Annotated in this window: 13 protein-coding genes and 1 other RNA gene; 4 read left to right on the top strand and 10 right to left on the bottom strand. The window is 37.9% G+C overall.

Annotated elements, in window-relative coordinates; translation table 11 throughout:
• Positions 1-4 precede the first annotated feature (4 nt).
• The 9 genes from D9O48_RS12115 to D9O48_RS12075 all read right to left on the bottom strand — a co-directional run bounded on the left by D9O48_RS12115 (position 5) and on the right by D9O48_RS12075 (position 9,642).
• A complete protein-coding gene (locus D9O48_RS12115; protein ID WP_126973242.1) occupies positions 5-598 on the bottom strand; it encodes a biliverdin-producing heme oxygenase in 594 nt (197 codons plus the stop codon).
• 8 nt (positions 599-606) lie between these two features.
• Positions 607-1,044: a response regulator gene (locus tag D9O48_RS12110; RefSeq protein WP_126973241.1), complete on the bottom strand. Its 438-nt coding sequence runs from the start codon at positions 1,042-1,044 to the stop codon at positions 607-609.
• 723 nt (positions 1,045-1,767) lie between these two features.
• Entirely contained in the window at positions 1,768-2,313 is a 546-nt protein-coding gene (locus D9O48_RS12105; protein ID WP_126973240.1) for a hypothetical protein, read from the bottom strand.
• Between the two features lie 138 nt (positions 2,314-2,451).
• Entirely contained in the window at positions 2,452-3,123 is a 672-nt protein-coding gene (locus D9O48_RS12100) for a hypothetical protein (protein WP_126973239.1), read from the bottom strand.
• 351 nt (positions 3,124-3,474) lie between these two features.
• Positions 3,475-3,849: a transfer-messenger RNA gene (gene ssrA, locus D9O48_RS12095) on the bottom strand.
• Between the two features lie 425 nt (positions 3,850-4,274).
• Complete coding sequence (locus tag D9O48_RS12090; protein ID WP_126973238.1) at positions 4,275-5,327, bottom strand: NAD(P)-dependent alcohol dehydrogenase; 1,053 nt, start codon at positions 5,325-5,327, stop codon at positions 4,275-4,277.
• Between the two features lie 153 nt (positions 5,328-5,480).
• On the bottom strand, positions 5,481-6,839 hold the full coding sequence (gene rseP, locus D9O48_RS12085) for an RIP metalloprotease RseP (RefSeq protein ID WP_126973237.1): 1,359 nt from the start codon (positions 6,837-6,839) through the stop codon (positions 5,481-5,483).
• A gap of 111 nt (positions 6,840-6,950) precedes the next feature.
• On the bottom strand, positions 6,951-8,120 hold the full coding sequence (locus tag D9O48_RS12080; protein WP_126973236.1) for a 1-deoxy-D-xylulose-5-phosphate reductoisomerase: 1,170 nt from the start codon (positions 8,118-8,120) through the stop codon (positions 6,951-6,953).
• Positions 8,121-8,148: 28 nt separating this feature from the next.
• The gene (locus D9O48_RS12075; protein ID WP_126973235.1) at positions 8,149-9,642 is read right to left on the bottom strand and encodes a GH3 auxin-responsive promoter family protein; all 1,494 of its coding nucleotides are present in this window, start codon (positions 9,640-9,642) and stop codon (positions 8,149-8,151) included.
• 317 nt (positions 9,643-9,959) lie between these two features.
• Between D9O48_RS12075 and rplU the strand changes: the two genes are divergently transcribed.
• The 4 genes from rplU to D9O48_RS12055 all read left to right on the top strand — a co-directional run bounded on the left by rplU (position 9,960) and on the right by D9O48_RS12055 (position 12,788).
• Positions 9,960-10,262 carry a 50S ribosomal protein L21 gene (gene rplU / locus D9O48_RS12070; RefSeq protein WP_126973234.1) on the top strand — a complete coding sequence of 101 codons (303 nt, stop codon included), beginning with the start codon at positions 9,960-9,962 and terminating at the stop codon, positions 10,260-10,262.
• Between the two features lie 74 nt (positions 10,263-10,336).
• Entirely contained in the window at positions 10,337-10,594 is a 258-nt protein-coding gene (gene rpmA, locus D9O48_RS12065) for a 50S ribosomal protein L27 (RefSeq protein ID WP_126973233.1), read from the top strand.
• 103 nt (positions 10,595-10,697) lie between these two features.
• On the top strand, positions 10,698-10,970 hold the full coding sequence (locus D9O48_RS18765) for a hypothetical protein (protein ID WP_158624883.1): 273 nt from the start codon (positions 10,698-10,700) through the stop codon (positions 10,968-10,970).
• Between the two features lie 141 nt (positions 10,971-11,111).
• Positions 11,112-12,788, top strand: coding sequence for a DNA polymerase/3'-5' exonuclease PolX (locus D9O48_RS12055; protein ID WP_126973232.1), 1,677 nt, complete (start codon positions 11,112-11,114; stop codon positions 12,786-12,788).
• Here D9O48_RS12055 and D9O48_RS12050 read toward each other — a convergent pair.
• Entirely contained in the window at positions 12,785-16,549 is a 3,765-nt protein-coding gene (locus D9O48_RS12050; protein WP_126973231.1) for a sensor histidine kinase, read from the bottom strand. The two genes, D9O48_RS12055 and D9O48_RS12050, sit on opposite strands and share 4 nt — an antisense overlap.

Below are 16,549 nucleotides of genomic sequence, written 5' to 3'. Positions count from 1 at the left end.
TGTTTTATCCACGATTAAAAAAACTATGGATCGATTTAAAAGCATGATTGGCGCCGTTGATGATTTCTCCTGCATCTCCTTCACTGGTCTCAAACTTCATCAGCATTTCCAAAAATGATTTCCAACGTGGGCCGGTGAGGTTACCGTAACCTGCAAAATAAGCGGCGCCGTTGTGTTCGGTATAACCCAATACTTTATTAATATTTTTCAATATTACCCTGCCTCCCAGAGAAGAACCTTCAATCACATACAATACGCCCATAGCAAAAGAATCACTATAGTTTCCCAAACCTTCTGAAACCGGAAGACTTTCATCAGATGTTACTTTCCCTATCACTTGTAAATCTTTTTCGATCAGGAATGTTTTATTCCTTTCCGAAAGATCCGGTATGTAAGCAGCCAGGCGCGGAAAGATATTTTCTTCCGCATCTTTTACAACCCGGTGCATCAGCAGAAGATAATTTCCATAATCATCCTGCGTAACGTCAGGTTTCATGACAGACATTGACACCGGTAATGCTTCCAGTTCTGTATGAGCCTTTGCAGTACCCAGTTTCAATTGTTCGGCAAAAGATATCGTTGTACGGGTATTATCCATGAACGGTTCTAGTTATATTGATAAACAAAATTCTGTTCAGAAGCAATGAAACTGTTCCAATTGACAGACAGAACATATCTGATTGATTCGGTCAGTTTTTCAAAATCATTGGATTTCGGAACATAATAAGTAGCTCCCAGCAATCTGGCTTTATTAATCACTGCTTCATCGTTCGAAGTCGAAATCATAATCACAGGAAGCAGCTTATGTTTTTCATTTTCACGGATTTTTTCAAGTGCTTCGAAACCATCCATTCCGGGCATGTTGATATCCATGAATAAAAGATAAGGATGTGGTGGCGGGTTCTCCAGAACTCCTAAAAGTTCTTTTCCGCTATTTTGTGTATGCACGGTAAACTGACTGCTTAACGAAGAAACAATCTCTCTGAAAAAATATAAATCGTCTGTATCGTCGTCGGTATAAAAAATGGTTAATTCTTTTTTCATGAGGTATTTTTAAGATTCTAGATTAGAGGTTAAACAAATATAATTCATTAAGCGCAGCTAGACAGGTGAAGAATATGTTTTTCAATCGTCAATTACCTCTATTTTCATGCAAATTCAAAGTGTAAACATTGTACAATATAATCTATCACTTTCAATGATAAACAATTAATTAAACTTTGTTGCAACAATAAAAAGGGGCAATACTTATGCCAAAAACGAATTATATAAGGATGTTGTTCTTCATAAATGAAAACCCTGATCAGATTCTTAACCATTAAAGCACATGATCAAATAAGAACGACTTCGTATATATAAATGGTCACGTACTACAGTATACAGACACCTGTTTAGTTCAACAAATTCAATCAACATAACATGTATGAACAATTGAATAAACATTTTATGTATCTGTTGGTGAAAACATTGAAACCTCAGTCTTTCTACTGTTAATCGTTTGCTGTTTTCGATATGTGCTATATCATAAAAACGGTGACTATTCGCAAAAAATCAGTGTTATTCTAAAAAGGTAAACGGCATAAAAAAAGGGAAACAATGATCGTTTCCGTTTTGTGGAGTTGGGGATACTTCTAATTGAACATTTAATTAAATTTCTTCAGGGAATCGGAATAAAAGATAAAGACGTTTTGAGTATTGGTAAAGCGAGTGATTTATGGCGGTAAGTTCAATTGAAGCACAGACATTCAGCAAGGGCACCCAAATTTTCTATGACCATACTTTCCACCATTTTTTTTTATTTTCAAATTCATAAAAACTTCCTCCTGTCAAAGTTTTTGCGTCGAGGTCATATTTAAACCCAACCCATTCGTCCGCATCGTGCATTGGATTATACGCAAGACCATATACCAAATTATCCTCAATTTTTATTTCAGCCAACCCATCCCATGAAATTCTTTCTGTGTTCCAATGTGTTCCATCAGGCTCAATAATTGTTAAGCCGGTTTGGTCATGCAATACAACCCTATCATTAACTCCGAAAACTTCAATGGGCTTTGTTTCGTTTGGGTTCATTATGTAACAGGTTCCACAAGCAATAATCAATAAGTTTTTATTTTTTTCAAAGCTTATTATTTGCTTTAAGTCTGTTGAGCCTGGTTGAAAGTTTGCTACCCATTCTGCTCCATCAGTTTTATAGAAACGAACTACAAACCCTTCGAAATAAAACGGTTCTCCATTGTCTGATATGGGAACATACATTGGTCCGTAAGTTGGTAAAGAGTTTAATATTTCGTATTGCTTTTCTGCCATCATTGTGTTCTTTGTAGGGCCGCCATAAAGTAATGCCAGGAATCTCAGGTTTTGCAGGCGGTTTTTAGAGCATCAGGTTACCTGTTTGCAAGTGAGCTACCTGACAAAAAATCGTGTTGCCGGTAGTGCTTTCTTTTGCCATCATACAAATTTAGCCTCTCTCGTTAATTCATTTTTGTCTAAGTATAAGTCATTACTAAACAAATCTGTCAATATTTTTTCAATTTCTTTTCTGTTAAATGACTTTGGTGTTCGCCTTGATTTTAAATAATTCTCTCTTGTCATTTTTCCGGCGACCTGTCCTACTGTCTCCAAATCAAGCTCGTTACCGAATTTATTGGCAAACCTAAGAGCTGCAATCGAAAACAAAAGTGTTGTGAGCCCTATTTTCCAGATAAAGAAAAGCCCAATAAAAGAGGCAAGAAGTAAAATAAAAAGTGTTACGGTTACCCAATATGGTGGTCGAAGGATATTAAGTTTAAATCCTAATTCATCTTCTATTTTTTTTGTAAGAGAATGTCTGTTTTTTTTGGGTAATATGTGCGCAAGAGAAAAATCTGTCGTGATTATTTCTTTATCTATTTGAAGCGTCGATACTATTGCCTCACGTAATTTATAAAATGCTTGTTGACTTGTGCAATCGTCTGAATGATCAAGTTGTATTTTATTAATTACATGATCACACAGTTCACCAAAAGTGGAAATGTATATTAGTTCGGTATGTCCAAACTTAATATCAAATGATTTTTCAATTTTAATGAGCAAATCACTAATGTCGTCAGGGTCGATATCGTTAAGTTCGTAGTCTGCCATAACATTATACATTAATCCCAATATACACAATAATATTTCTTCATGTAAACATATTCAATTACTTTCTTTGTTTCTTATAAACAGATGCTTCAATTGTTTTCCATTGGTAACGGAGATAGGGTAGAAAATGCTATGAGAGTTTATTATTTAAAAAGTAAGCAGAATATGTCAATAAGAGAAATGTAAATCTGAAAGTTCAATCTCTCCTCATATTAAAAATAGCTAAAATATTATAACAATTTGATTTTTCAGTAGCAGAGTGAATAACTGATGTGTTAGTAAGCACTATTTTTATGATTTAAGCTATAGCATACACAAATAAAAACGGAATGATTTTTCAATCATCCCGTTCTGTGGAGTCGAGGGGATTCGAACCCCTGTCCAAACATATTCTTCCAAAGCTTTCTACATGCTTATTTGATTATTAATTGTCGGAGAAAGGCAGGAAACCAACAAACCAACATTCCTCTTAGCTGGATGTTCTTAAACTACCGGCACAGCCTACGGCAGTAGCAACCTGAATTGTTTTGTTGAGTCGGCGGCGGAATTTGGTAACAGGTAAACCGATTCGGCGGCCCATATGACTATTTAATCACTGATTAAGCAGCCATGGCATAATTATTATTGCCATTTAAAGTTTGAGTATTCAGATTTACGGGCTAATTACACAACGCCCGGCATGCTTACACTTCCAAAGCACTACGCTGTCAAAACCAGGACGACCCCGGAAGAGTTATACAAATTTACGATTTTATTTGATATTTTATATCGCTCTGCCTCAATGAATAAAGTTAAAATTTAGTTCTTTGAGCCGATTACAGTCCATAATCGGCTCATGCTCTTTAACTGGAAAGAAAAAATAGATGCTTTTTTCCAATTTCATGCTATTCTTGATTCCCTTAATTCCTCCTATGTTTGAAATGTTAATGGGAAACATGAAGAGAATGAAGGTATGAAGGTAAAGCAGCGCGGAAGACAGCACTTCATTGGCTTTTCAACTTCATTTTCTTCATGTTTATGATGGTCATTATAAGATAGAATGAGCCAAAGCGAAGCGGCAGGGGTATCTTAATTTCTTAATGGTAAAAATGAACCATTAAGATTATATTTAACGGATGAGAAAGATCTAAGGATTCTCACTACCTCCCTACCTATGCCAGAGTAGCCATATCTATCACAAACCGGTATTTGATATCTGATCGCAACATACGGTCGTATGCGTCATTGATCTGATTGATCGGAATCAGCTCTATATCCGCCACAATTCCATGCTCACCGCAGAAATCCAGCATCTCCTGTGTTTCAGCAATTCCACCGATGATAGAGCCGCTCAGGCTACGACGGTACGACACTACGCTGAATGCATTTACAGCCATCGGATTTTCAGGTAATCCTACCAGACACATGGTTTTATCTACCTTTAATTGAGATAAATATTTATCAATCGGGTGCTCGGCAGATACCGTATCAATAATAAAATCTAATTTTGTTCTGTACTTTGTCCATGCACCTTCTTCTTTCGTTAATACCACATCGTCAGCTCCCAAACGTTTTGCATCTGCAGCTTTACCGGGCGAAGTCGTATACACTACTACCGTAGCGCCCAATGCTTTTGCAATTTTAATAGCCATATGCCCCAATCCACCGATTCCTACTACACCCACCGTATCCCCTTTACCGATATTCCAGTGCTTTAACGGAGAATAGGTAGTGATACCGGCACATAACAATGGGGCTGCAGCTGCCAGATCCAGATTTTCGGGAATATTCAATACAAAATTTTCATCTACTACTACATTCTTTGAATAACCACCAAAGGTTTGAATACCTAAATGTTTGTCCGGACTATTATATGTATAAGTTGCACCTTCTTCGCAGAACTGTTCGTATCCGCTTTTACAATGTTCACAGGTACGGCAGCTGTCTACCATACAACCTACTCCTACAATATCACCCGTTTTAAACTTTTTTACATGTGCTCCTACCGATAATACTTTACCGATAATTTCATGACCCGGTACTACAGGATAGGTAGCAGCTCCCCATTCGCTTCGTGCAGTATGGATATCTGAGTGACAAATGCCGCAAAACAAAATCTCAATTTCAACATCATGTGCCGTATTTGTTCTTCTTTCAATAGTAATTTCCTTTAACGGCGCATCTGCTGCTGCCGCTCCCCAGGCTTTTACAGAATTTGTTGTCATATAAATTGTATGTTTTAGATTGTTTACAGGATGAATGAAACATCCACCATAATAAGAAATATCCGACAGAATAAATTATTCTCATTCATCAACAAAAAATGCTCCCGTTTGGTTGGGAGCATTTTTAAATATAATGATTCAATGATCTTGTAATTAGTTACCGCCGCCGAAAATATAGCGCCAGAGGTCTAACCCGATAGCATAAGCCATTAAACCTAATACCAATATCATACCTACGATCTGGGCGTATTCGAGGAACTTGTCAGAAGGCTTACGTCCGGTAATAATTTCATATAAAGTAATCATTACGTGCCCTCCATCTAAAGCCGGAATCGGCAACATATTCATGATAGCCAGTACGAACGACAATAAAGCGGTCATATGCCAGAATCTCTCCCAATCCCATTCAGCACCGAACATATTTCCGATAGAAATAAACGAACCTAATGATTCACTGGCTTTTACTTCATCAGACGTAAATAACATTTTGAAGTTTTTCAGCTGCATTACCACTGTTTCCCATCCTTTTGATATACCTGCAGGAATCGATTGCCCCAGATTATAATCAACTTTTTCAGTAGGCAACTGATCGATGTTTACAAAAAAGCCAATGGCAGCACTGCTGTCGGTTTTAGCTCCTACCACTACCGTATCTGTTCCGCGAAGCACTGTTAATGCTACTTCCTGATTCGGATATCCTTTTAGTTGCGTTAACAATTCATCCTGAAACTTTACAGGTTGTCCGTTTAAAGCAACAATAACATCATTTTTAATCAAAGAATCTTTAGTAAAGTCAGCAATGTCTTCATTAATAGTTCCGACGATTGGTTGAATACGTGGTGTAACAAAAGAGGACTTCGATTTAATGAGTGAACGAATGGTTCCTTTAGGAATTTCAAGGTTTACGACCTCTCCATTTCTATTAACCTGAATACTTTTCGCCTCATCTAAGATTAAGGTTCTGTTGATATCAAAGTAATCGTTGATGACTTTCTGATCGATACTGATAATTCTGTCTCCGTTTTGTAAGCCTGCATTTTTAGAGATGCCGTTTACTACAATACCGTTTTCCAGTTTATTCATATCTAAACGTGTATCACCCCAAACAAAAGAGATCATCACGAAAATCACAAATCCCAGAATTAAGTTAACCGTTACCCCTCCGATCATGATAATCAAACGCTGCCATGCCGGTTTGCTTCTGAATTCCCATGGTTGGGCAGGTTGTTTTATCTGCTCTTTATCCATGCTCTCATCAATCATCCCTGAGATTTTTACATAACCTCCTAAAGGAAGCCAGCCGATACCGTAAACGGTTTCGCCTATTTTTTTCTTGAATAAGGAGAAGTAAGGGTCAAAGAACAAATAGAATTTCTCTACTCTGCATTTAAACCATTTAGCCGGTAAAAAGTGGCCGAGCTCATGCAATACTACCAGAATCGATAAGCTTAAAAACAACTGCGCGGCTTTGATACCCACTAAAGACCAATCTATTGCTAAAAGTGTCGTCATAAAACTGATGAACGGTGTTAAAATTTGAAAGTTAAATATACATTCTTTGTCAGAATTGGTTCTTCAAAGAAATGATAAAACCTTCCTTGAATGTTATAAATTAAGTTAAACTTATAATTTTATAAGGGATGCAGCAAAATTTCTTGCGTCTGCATCACTTTCGAAGTAATCGTCGAGACCAGGTTTTTCGATAAACGTAATTTTCTCCATAGTTCTTTCGATTAAATCTGTCATATCCAGAAATCCGATTCTATTACGTAAGAAGGCGTACACAGCAATTTCATTTGCTGCATTCATGACACAAGGCAGGTTACCTCCTTTTTCTAATGCTATCTGTGCGAGATACAGGTTTCTGAAAGTTTTAATATCCGGCTCTTCAAAATTGAGCGTGTCGGGACGCATGAAATCATAACGTGGAAAATTGTTCCTGATTCTGTGCGGAAATGCCATTGCATATTGAATCGGCAGTTTCATATCAGGTAACCCCATCTGTGCTTTGATGCTTCCATCCTCAAATTGTACCATGCTATGAATAATAGATTGCGGATGTACTACTACTGAAATCTGCGAATGATGTAAATCAAATAACCATTTTGCTTCGATCATTTCCAATCCTTTATTCATCAGGGTAGCCGAGTCGATAGATATTTTAGCTCCCATATTCCAGTTAGGGTGGTGTAAGGCGTGATCACGCTTTACATTTACCAGAAAATTGGGTTTCCGGCCCAGGAAGGGACCTCCGGAAGCCGTTAAAATAATCTTTTCGATTTTATTTCTGGTTTCGCCTACCAGACATTGAAAAATAGCAGAGTGTTCAGAATCTACCGGAATCATGGGAACGCGGTATTTAATTGCTTCCTGCATGATAATATCACCTGCTACTACCAGCGTTTCTTTATTCGCCAACCCTATTGGTTTACCAGCCTGTACCGCTTTCAGGGTAGGTTTGAGCCCTGCAAAACCTACAATAGCAGCCAGCATCATATCATAACAATCGAGTGCAGCAACGTCTTCCAGCGCCTGCTCGCCGGTAAAAACTTTTATATCGGTAGAAGCCAGCGCTTCTTTTACTTTATTATATTTTCTTTCATCACCAATCACAACAATATTGGGCTGAAACTTCAGGGCCTGTTCGATCAATAACTGATCGTTTGAATTGGCCGTTAATACTTCAGCGGTGAACAGGTGTGGATTCGCTTCAATTACATCCAGTGCCTGGGTGCCGATTGAACCGGTGGATCCAAAAATTGCAATTCTTTTTTTATTCGAGTTTTGCAACATTACTTAGTTTTTTCGTAAGGAATACGTCTTATATCAAAAACGGTTGTAATCCGTCGGCTAATTTTCTATCATTACTTAAACGGGGAACTTTATTTTGCCCACCCAGCTTACCTATCGATTTCATATAATCGATGAAGCCGTTTTTCCGAACAATAGAGATCTTTAAAGGTCGCAAAATATTACCGGAAATCAAATCTTCGTAGTAGATGTTTTTATCTCTCAGATAACGATCTACCCTTAAAGAGAAATTTTCAAGATTATCAGGAACGTTTTCAAATTCAACAAACCATTCATGATACGATTTTCCTTCGCCCTGCACGATTTGAGGAGCCACCGTAAATTCGGTAATACCCACTCCTTCTTCCTGTGCTGCTTTGATTAATGCATGTTCAACCTCTTCTCCGATCACATGTTCGCCAAAAGCAGAGATAAAGTGTTTAATTCTGCCTGTTACTACAATTCTGTAAGGATTCAACGAAACGAACTTTACGGTATCACCGATATTATATCCCCACAAACCGGAGTTATTATTAACGATTAAAGCATAATTCTCGTTCAGTTGAACATCTTTCAGTGTTAAGCGACGGGGATTGGGCTGCTGCATTTCATTTACCGGCACAAATTCAAAGAAAATACTACTGTTTGTATTTAACAGTAATCCTTCTTCAGTTTGCGTATCCTGATAAGCAAAAAACCCTTCGGAGGCAGGAAATGTTTCAATAGAATGTACAGGTTTTCCGATTGAATCGAACAACTTTTGTTTGTACGGTTCAAAGTTAACCCCTCCGTGCACCATCACCGAAAAATTAGGAAAAATGTCTTTAATCGATTTACCCGTTTTTTCCTTTAAACGGTCAAAATACATTTGCATCCATGGTGGGATACCTGAAATCAGCGTCATATTCTGATTAAGGGTTTCCGCAACAATCCTGTCCAGCTTCTCCTCCCACTCTTCGATACAATTGGTTTCGTAAGTAGGTAACTGATTTCTTCTGAGATAAGCCGGAATATGGTGATTCACGATACCGCTCAACCGACCGGTAGGAATACCGGCAATACGGATCAATTCGGGAGATCCTGAAAGAAAGATCATTTTTCCGTCAGTAAATTGTGCATTCCCGGTTTCGGCTATATAAGATAGCAAAGCATTCCGGGCTGAATTAATCAGATTGCCGATAGAATCTTTAGTGATAGGAATATATTTAACACCACTGGTCGTGCCGGATGTTTTTGCGAAGTAAATAGGTTGCCCTTTCCACAAAACATTGTGTTTGCCCTCCTTAATTTTCTCGATATAAGGCTTTAGCATTTCGTAGTCGCGAACCGGTACCGCCTGTGCAAATGAAGCAAAGTCGTTCACTTCGTTCAAGCGGTGATCTTTTCCAAAGTCAGTATTTCTAAGGACTTTGATATGTTGCTTAAAAATTCGCTCTTGGTCTTCAATAGCCGTATTCGCACTTTTCTTCAGCCCCTTCGTAACATAGCTGGCAAATGGTTTTGCCAATAAAGACTTAATATGCATTACAAAATCAAATAATTGTGATCTATTATATAGATTAACAAACCTACATTAAATCGGTTTATAAAAGAAATTGAAAGTTTAAAAATTAATATTTGATTTTCAGAAAGATAGCTGAAAAGTGAGAAAATAGTGCCGTGTGGGTAAAAAAGTGCCTGAAATTCAAAGTGAAAAATAGGAAAATGCAGAAAAAGGATTTAATTTCGCGGCGTTAATGGGTTAAAAATGTAGAAAAAATCAATTTTTTCAGAATATTTTCTGAAAATTTGATGGTTATATAATTTAAAACCCTACCTTTGCACTCCTAATTTTGGAAAATTATGTTCGCAGTTGTAAAAATAGCCGGCCAGCAATTTAGAGTTCAGAAAGATCAAACTTTATTTGTGCCTCACGTAAACGGTAATGCCGGAGACAAAGTGGAATTCTCACAAGTATTAATGATCGATCAAGACGGTAACTTGACCGCCGGTAATGATGTAAAAGCTGTTGTAAAAGCTGAGATCGTTGATCAAGTAAAAGGTGACAAGGTGATTGCTTTTAAAATGAAGAGAAGAAAAGGCTTCCGTAAAAAACACGGACACCGTACTCATTTTACAAAAATCAAAGTTACTGATATTGCTTAATTGGATGTGAAGTCACCCATAACCGGAAGGTTATGTTGAGTTCATCATTGTATCAAATTCAAATTCTATTTATCATGGCACATAAAAAAGGGGAAGGTAGCGTAAAGAACGGCCGCGACTCACAAAGCAAACGTCTTGGAGTAAAAATCTACGGTGGTCAACCAGCTATTTCCGGTAACATCATCGTACGTCAACGTGGTACTCAATACCATCCTGGTAAAAATGTTGGAGTAGGTAAAGATTTCACTTTATTCGCTTTAACTGAGGGTGTAGTAGAGTTCAAAAAAGGTAAAGAAGATAGAACGGTTGTGAATATCGTTACTATGCCATAATATTTTTTTCACAAATTGTGAAAAATTTTTTTGACGGTTTGTAGAATGTTTATATTTTTACTTTCGTAAATTCTATTTTTACTAACCGTTAAATTCAAAAAAAATGGCAACTAAAAAGAAAGCTGCTAAAAAAGTAGCTACTAAAAAGGCTGCGCCTAAAAAAGCTGCTACTAAAAAAGTAGCAAAAAAAGCAGCTCCAAAGAAAGCCGCTAAAAAAGCTGCTCCTAAAAAAGCCGCTAAGAAAGCTGTTAAAAAGGCTGCTCCTAAGAAAGCTGCTAAAAAAGCTGCTCCTAAAAAGGCTGCAAAGAAAGCTGCTCCTAAGAAAGCCGCTAAAAAAGCTGCAAAAAAAGCACCTAAAAAAGCTGCAAAGAAATAATTCTTCGCAACTAATTGAACGAAATAAAAAGGTCCCCAACTTTGTTGGGGATTTTTTATTGTCTCTACCCCCCTCCCATACGCTGCTTTTTAATTTTGACGCCCCCTACCGCTTTTCCTCCTTCTACCCTATTTTTGCACTATGCAAATCGATAACGGATATATATCAGACCAGTTCACACTACTTGCCAAATTGATGGACATACACGGAGAAAACTCCTTTAAGTCTAAATCTTACGCCAATACCGCCTTTACAGTGGATAAACTGCCCATGCCACTACATGGTTTATCACCTGATAAAATCTTTGCTATTAAAGGCATTGGAGAGTCATCAGGCAAAAAGATTCTGGAAATACTTGAAACCGGTACACTGTCGAACTTAACCGATCTCATTTCTAATACCCCTTCCGGTGTATTAGAAATGCTGCAGATAAAAGGCCTGGGGCCAAAAAAAATTGCTACCGTCTGGAAAGAAATGGGCATCGAATCGTTAGGAGAACTATTGTACGCCTGCAACGAAAACAGGTTACTTTTATATAAAGGATTCGGCGAAAAAACACAGAAGAATGTAAAAGATGCCATCGAATTTTTCATGCGTAATAAAGGCAGCTTTCTATGGGCTGAAATCGAACCATATGCCCTACAGCTCGAAAAGAACTTTCAAACAGCATTTGCATACGCCCTCTCCAAAATAGCCGGTAATTTTGTTAAACAAATGGATACGATCGATGAATTAACCATCGTTACTACCGCCATCCCGAATGATGTTCAGCATTATCTGATAACCGCAGGTTTCAGTGTTGAGGAAAGTACCAACATTACTCTGATCGCTCTTTCACCCGAGCAAATTAAGGTAGAAGTGATTTTTACTGCTATAGAAACTTTTGGTCAGACGCTTTTATCGCATAGCAGCGATGCTGTTTTTGTTGAAGCAATCCAAAACAAAATGGGCGATTCTTTCAACAAAGCATATGTTGATGATAAGGCATTACTGGAAGCAGCCGGTCTTCCCGCGATTTTACCGGCACTCAGAAGAAGTGCTGCACTTGATCATATCATTGAACAACAAACAACGCTCATTCAACCGAACCAGATTAAAGGAATTGTTCACTCCCACAGTAACTGGAGTGATGGCGTTAATACCATTGAAGAGATGGTAAAAGCCTGTATTCAGCAAGGTTATGAATACCTGGTGATCAGCGATCACAGTAAATCGGCTTTTTATGCAAACGGATTGAATGAAGAAAGAATAAAAGAACAGCATTTATATATCAATCAGCTCAACCAACAGTATGCCAACTTTAAAATATTCAAAAGTATTGAGTGTGATATTCTGAATGACGGACAGTTGGATTATTCTAACGAAATATTAAGCACTTTTGACCTGATCATCGCTTCCGTTCACAGCAACCTTAAGATGACTGAAGAAAAAGCAATGCAACGTTTGTTAACAGCCATTCAAAACCCATATACTACCATTTTGGGGCATATGACCGGAAGATTATTGCTGAGCAGACCAGGATACCCCGTTGATCATAAAACTATTATTGACGCCTGTGCCGATCATTCAGTAGCCATTGAAATTAATGCACACCCGAGAAGATTAGATATTGACTGGACCTGGATTCAATACGCGATGGAAAAAGGGGTACCTCTGTCAATAGATCCGGATGCCCATAGCATTGAAGGGTTTCATGATTGCCGCTTCGGTGTTATTGCTGCCCAGAAAGCGGGTTTATCAGCCGCGCAAAATCTGAGCAGTTTATCCTTGAACGAATTTGAAGCTTATCTGCAAAAAGTTAAACAACGCAGATTTTAACCTACGGAAGGCAATAAGGGTAAGCGAACAAAAAAGACTGTTCCTTGCCCTTCATGTGTTTCAAACCATATATCTCCGTTAGATTGCTCTGCGATCGACTTACACATCGCCAAACCTAAACCTGTTCCGGATGATTTGGTAGTGAAATTTGGAGTAAATATTTTATCACCCATATTTACCGGAATTCCCTTTCCGTTGTCTTGAATACTAACAATGATATCTTCTCCAAAATGAACTTCTTTTACATCAATTTTCCTGAAGTCATTTTCGGCAATAGCCTCTACCGCATTCTGCAACAAATTAGTGAACAACCGGTTGATTTGTGTTTTATCAGCATTAATCAATAGCGCCTCGTTCAAAGGCTGCCAGTTCAATACGATAGCTTCGTTTGTTTGATACAAGTGTGTTAATGACTGTAAAACTTCATGCAGATCAAACACTTCTTTTTTAGCCACACCAATATTTGCAAACTGCGAAAAGTCAGAAGCAATCTTGGATAAGTGATCAATCTGTTCTACCAGGGTATTGGCTACATTTCTTGTAAGATCTTTTACGTTCGGGTGATTATCGTCGATGGCTTTTTGTAAATATTGAATACTGAGTTTCATCGGTGTCAACGGATTTTTAATTTCATGTGCCACCTGACGAGCCATCTGACGCCAGGCACCTTCGCGTTCAGACTTTGCCAGCGCATCAGCACTTTCCGTTAACTTTAATACCATCCGGTTATATTCTTTAACCAATACGCCAATTTCATCGTTACGATTCCACACAATTTCTTCATTCATCTTGCTCAGCGTTACCTCACGCATTCTTTCAGCGATTAATGAGAATGACCGGGTAATTCGGTTGGTAATAAAAACAGCAATCAATCCGGCCACAAGAAAAACAAAGGCATTAAGGTTAATAATCGTTACCAGGAAGTTAGAAATTTCCTGTTTTAATTCCGATTGAGTATTAAATGAAGGGGTATTCAGATATGCTACTGCCCTGCCGGCATCATCTCTCACCGGAGAATAAATACTTTGATAATCTACTGCACCTATTTTTTCGTCAGTTACAGTTTGTACCTGCCGTAAATTCTGTAACCGGTAAAATGCCAGTGGATTCATCATATCGCTCACCACCCCTCTCTGGTAGATATCCGGATTTGAACTCACTCTTAATTTACCCAGTGTGTCATACAGATTAACGTCCGTACCATGAACTTCAGAAATTTCTCCTACCAGATTTTCAAGCTCAAATTCATAAGATTTATCAAAAAGAGCTGTACCGATAATATCGATCAACCTGAACCGGTTCACCTGTTTTTCTACTTCGGTCACCATCAATTGACTGGCGCGGCTAAGCCGGTCCTGATTATCTCTCTGGTAACGATTGATAAAGAACAAAATAGTTACAACAGCAATAATAAGGAACGAGAATACACTCACCATAATGATTACACCATGAATCTGAGTGCGGATGGTTACCTGAAAATACCTGTTCAGTGATTCATACTGAAACCTCGATCGCAACAGAATTGACAATAAACGGTACCCTAACAGTAATACCAGAAAAGTACTGAATAGATAAGCAAATAAGGTAATAGTTTCAAGTATGGTATTTGTTTTTATAGCAATAACTACAATTCTGTCACCGCTGTGTTTGTACCATAGTTCAGTATATTCACCCTGATTATTGGTACTAAATTCTTCTTTCGGTAATTGATCGCTACGGAGCGAAGTCGGAAAGGCATAATCATTCACATAATTCAGCAGTTTACCGCCTGAATACACCGCATAAGAGTAATTGGGTGCATATTCGGGCGTCAGTTCTCTCGACTGCTTAAATAGTTCCGGTACCAATGCATCCGCCTTGTAACGTTTCGGATCTGAGATTACGAAAAAATATCCTACAGGAACATCATTATCATCGATAACTTCTCTTCGGAAAATATAGGTATACTTATCATAAGCACGTTCATAATATTTCAGATCAGGAATCAATGTTTTTTTGCCCTGAATCTGATAAATGGTATTCAGAACGTCATAAGAACTGTTGTCTTCATTATGCAAAACATGAAAAGAAGAGTCGAATGTGTAGATACGGGTATCATACTTATTCAGATATGCACTGAAGCTTTTGTTAATGATACTGTCTTTCAGGTAGGCATTAATCACCGGATCCTGAAAACGTTTGAAGTTAGGATATAGAAAATTATTATCCAGATAAGTTAGCGTAATACTTAGTAATCTCTCACTGGACGGATCTGATTGCTGTGCCAGTTTTTCGGCAAAGCGTTTGCGCTGATCTAACTCTATTTTTTTGTTTTCGAAAACAATCAGTACTGACATGGAAACTGAAAAAACAAATAGCCAGATCAGCATTTGCGTATTGGTGAGATTAGGCTCCATGCCACCCAGCCATTTTGTTTTGATCAAAGCAACAAACAGCAGTAACCATAACAATACCATGAGGTTTAACTCAATCATTTCGTTATTACGGATCGCCGACAATACAGCGAGGCCGAAAAAAGCGATTACTCCGTAAATAATAAACGGTATTGCAGGTTCAAAATATTTTGACAGTTTAATGAGTATATGAGCACCAAAGAAATAACCTACCGTCAATACGGCAAGAATCAGGAAACCCAGTAAACTATAAATACTCAGGCTAAAGAAGTTAGTAACATTGAAAGAGATTTTAGCATCGGCTACCAGACTTTGAATCAGATCAGCCACCAGAAAACTGTAAATTACTAAGCTGAAAAGCAAGGTAAGGTAGAGGGCTAAATTCATCCATCCTTTTGAATAAACTTTGATGCGCGAGTAATCAATTCTACGATTAATAAATAAAATCAACCAGCATCCTAATAGTACATGTATCAATAAGTCACCCAGCGAACTCAGCAGTAATGAAGAGCCGTACACACTCGGATCAAACAGTTCAAATTGATTAATGGAGAAGTAAACGGTACACCAGTAAAGGAAAATCCGCAGCACAAATATGATCAGTAATAATATTGAAGCTGCAAAGGTCAGATTTTTTTTAAGATAAATCCGGTGTGCCCATTGGTGCACTTGTAAACAAAACAGAAAAAAGACAACAGCCCAGATAATCACAATACCAGCTGTGTGGTGTTGGCTGGAGTTATGGTGCTGATAGAGATAAAAAATATTATCCTGCTCACGGCTATGTACGGGGTAATCGGTGATATTAGTGGTTAGATCAATCCAATCTATAGCACGGGAAAACCCTTCAAAATTCTTACGAAGGTTGGCATTTTCAACAAAATACTTCCATTGAACCGGAATCAATCCAATCACCTTAAAAATTTGATCTTCCCAATAAACTGTTTGTGAAAGCCTTACAAAAAAACCGTTTTCAAGTGTTACCAGACGGGGAACATTAGAGGCATCGTAAGCAGAAGTTTTAGGCAACATTTGTTGCGTATTCCAGAATTTAAGCTGCAGTTCTTTTTCGGGGGATATTTCATAAACATAAATACCTATTTCCAGGTTTTCCTGTAAATAGTATTTCAGTTTCTCTTCAGTAAAAGCCTGTTGCGCCAATGCATGTATGGTTTCACTATTGGCAACAACATCAGCAAAAACCTGTTCTTTTTTGTATATCTCTTTTTGAATGCGGCCCTGGTAATGTGCAACGGCACTATTCTCCTGTTCATTAAACTGAATGATGCCTACAGTAATCAGCAACAAAATGATGGAGATTACCAGGAAAACGTTTTTTCTTACAAAATTGAAAATTCGGGTTTTCAA

It is taken from the genome of Gynurincola endophyticus (assembly GCF_003991195.1).
GTDB lineage: Bacteria > Bacteroidota > Bacteroidia > Chitinophagales > Chitinophagaceae > Gynurincola > Gynurincola endophyticus.
This window is presented reverse-complemented; position numbering and strand designations above follow the sequence as displayed.

What these genes read in the sequence shown, in the direction of transcription:
- rplU (WP_126973234.1), top strand. Translation starts at nt 9,960, where the DNA reads ATGTTCGCAGTTGTAAAAATAGCCGGCCAGCAATTTAGAGTTCAGAAA.
- D9O48_RS12055 (WP_126973232.1), top strand. Translation starts at nt 11,112, where the DNA reads ATGCAAATCGATAACGGATATATATCAGACCAGTTCACACTACTTGCC.
- rpmA (WP_126973233.1), top strand. Translation starts at nt 10,337, where the DNA reads ATGGCACATAAAAAAGGGGAAGGTAGCGTAAAGAACGGCCGCGACTCA.
- rseP (WP_126973237.1), bottom strand. Translation starts at nt 6,839, where the DNA reads ATGACGACACTTTTAGCAATAGATTGGTCTTTAGTGGGTATCAAAGCC.
- D9O48_RS12110 (WP_126973241.1), bottom strand. Translation starts at nt 1,044, where the DNA reads ATGAAAAAAGAATTAACCATTTTTTATACCGACGACGATACAGACGAT.
- D9O48_RS18765 (WP_158624883.1), top strand. Translation starts at nt 10,698, where the DNA reads ATGGCAACTAAAAAGAAAGCTGCTAAAAAAGTAGCTACTAAAAAGGCT.
- D9O48_RS12100 (WP_126973239.1), bottom strand. Translation starts at nt 3,123, where the DNA reads ATGGCAGACTACGAACTTAACGATATCGACCCTGACGACATTAGTGAT.
- D9O48_RS12090 (WP_126973238.1), bottom strand. Translation starts at nt 5,327, where the DNA reads ATGACAACAAATTCTGTAAAAGCCTGGGGAGCGGCAGCAGCAGATGCG.
- D9O48_RS12105 (WP_126973240.1), bottom strand. Translation starts at nt 2,313, where the DNA reads ATGATGGCAGAAAAGCAATACGAAATATTAAACTCTTTACCAACTTAC.
- D9O48_RS12075 (WP_126973235.1), bottom strand. Translation starts at nt 9,642, where the DNA reads ATGCATATTAAGTCTTTATTGGCAAAACCATTTGCCAGCTATGTTACG.
- D9O48_RS12115 (WP_126973242.1), bottom strand. Translation starts at nt 598, where the DNA reads ATGGATAATACCCGTACAACGATATCTTTTGCCGAACAATTGAAACTG.
- D9O48_RS12080 (WP_126973236.1), bottom strand. Translation starts at nt 8,120, where the DNA reads ATGTTGCAAAACTCGAATAAAAAAAGAATTGCAATTTTTGGATCCACC.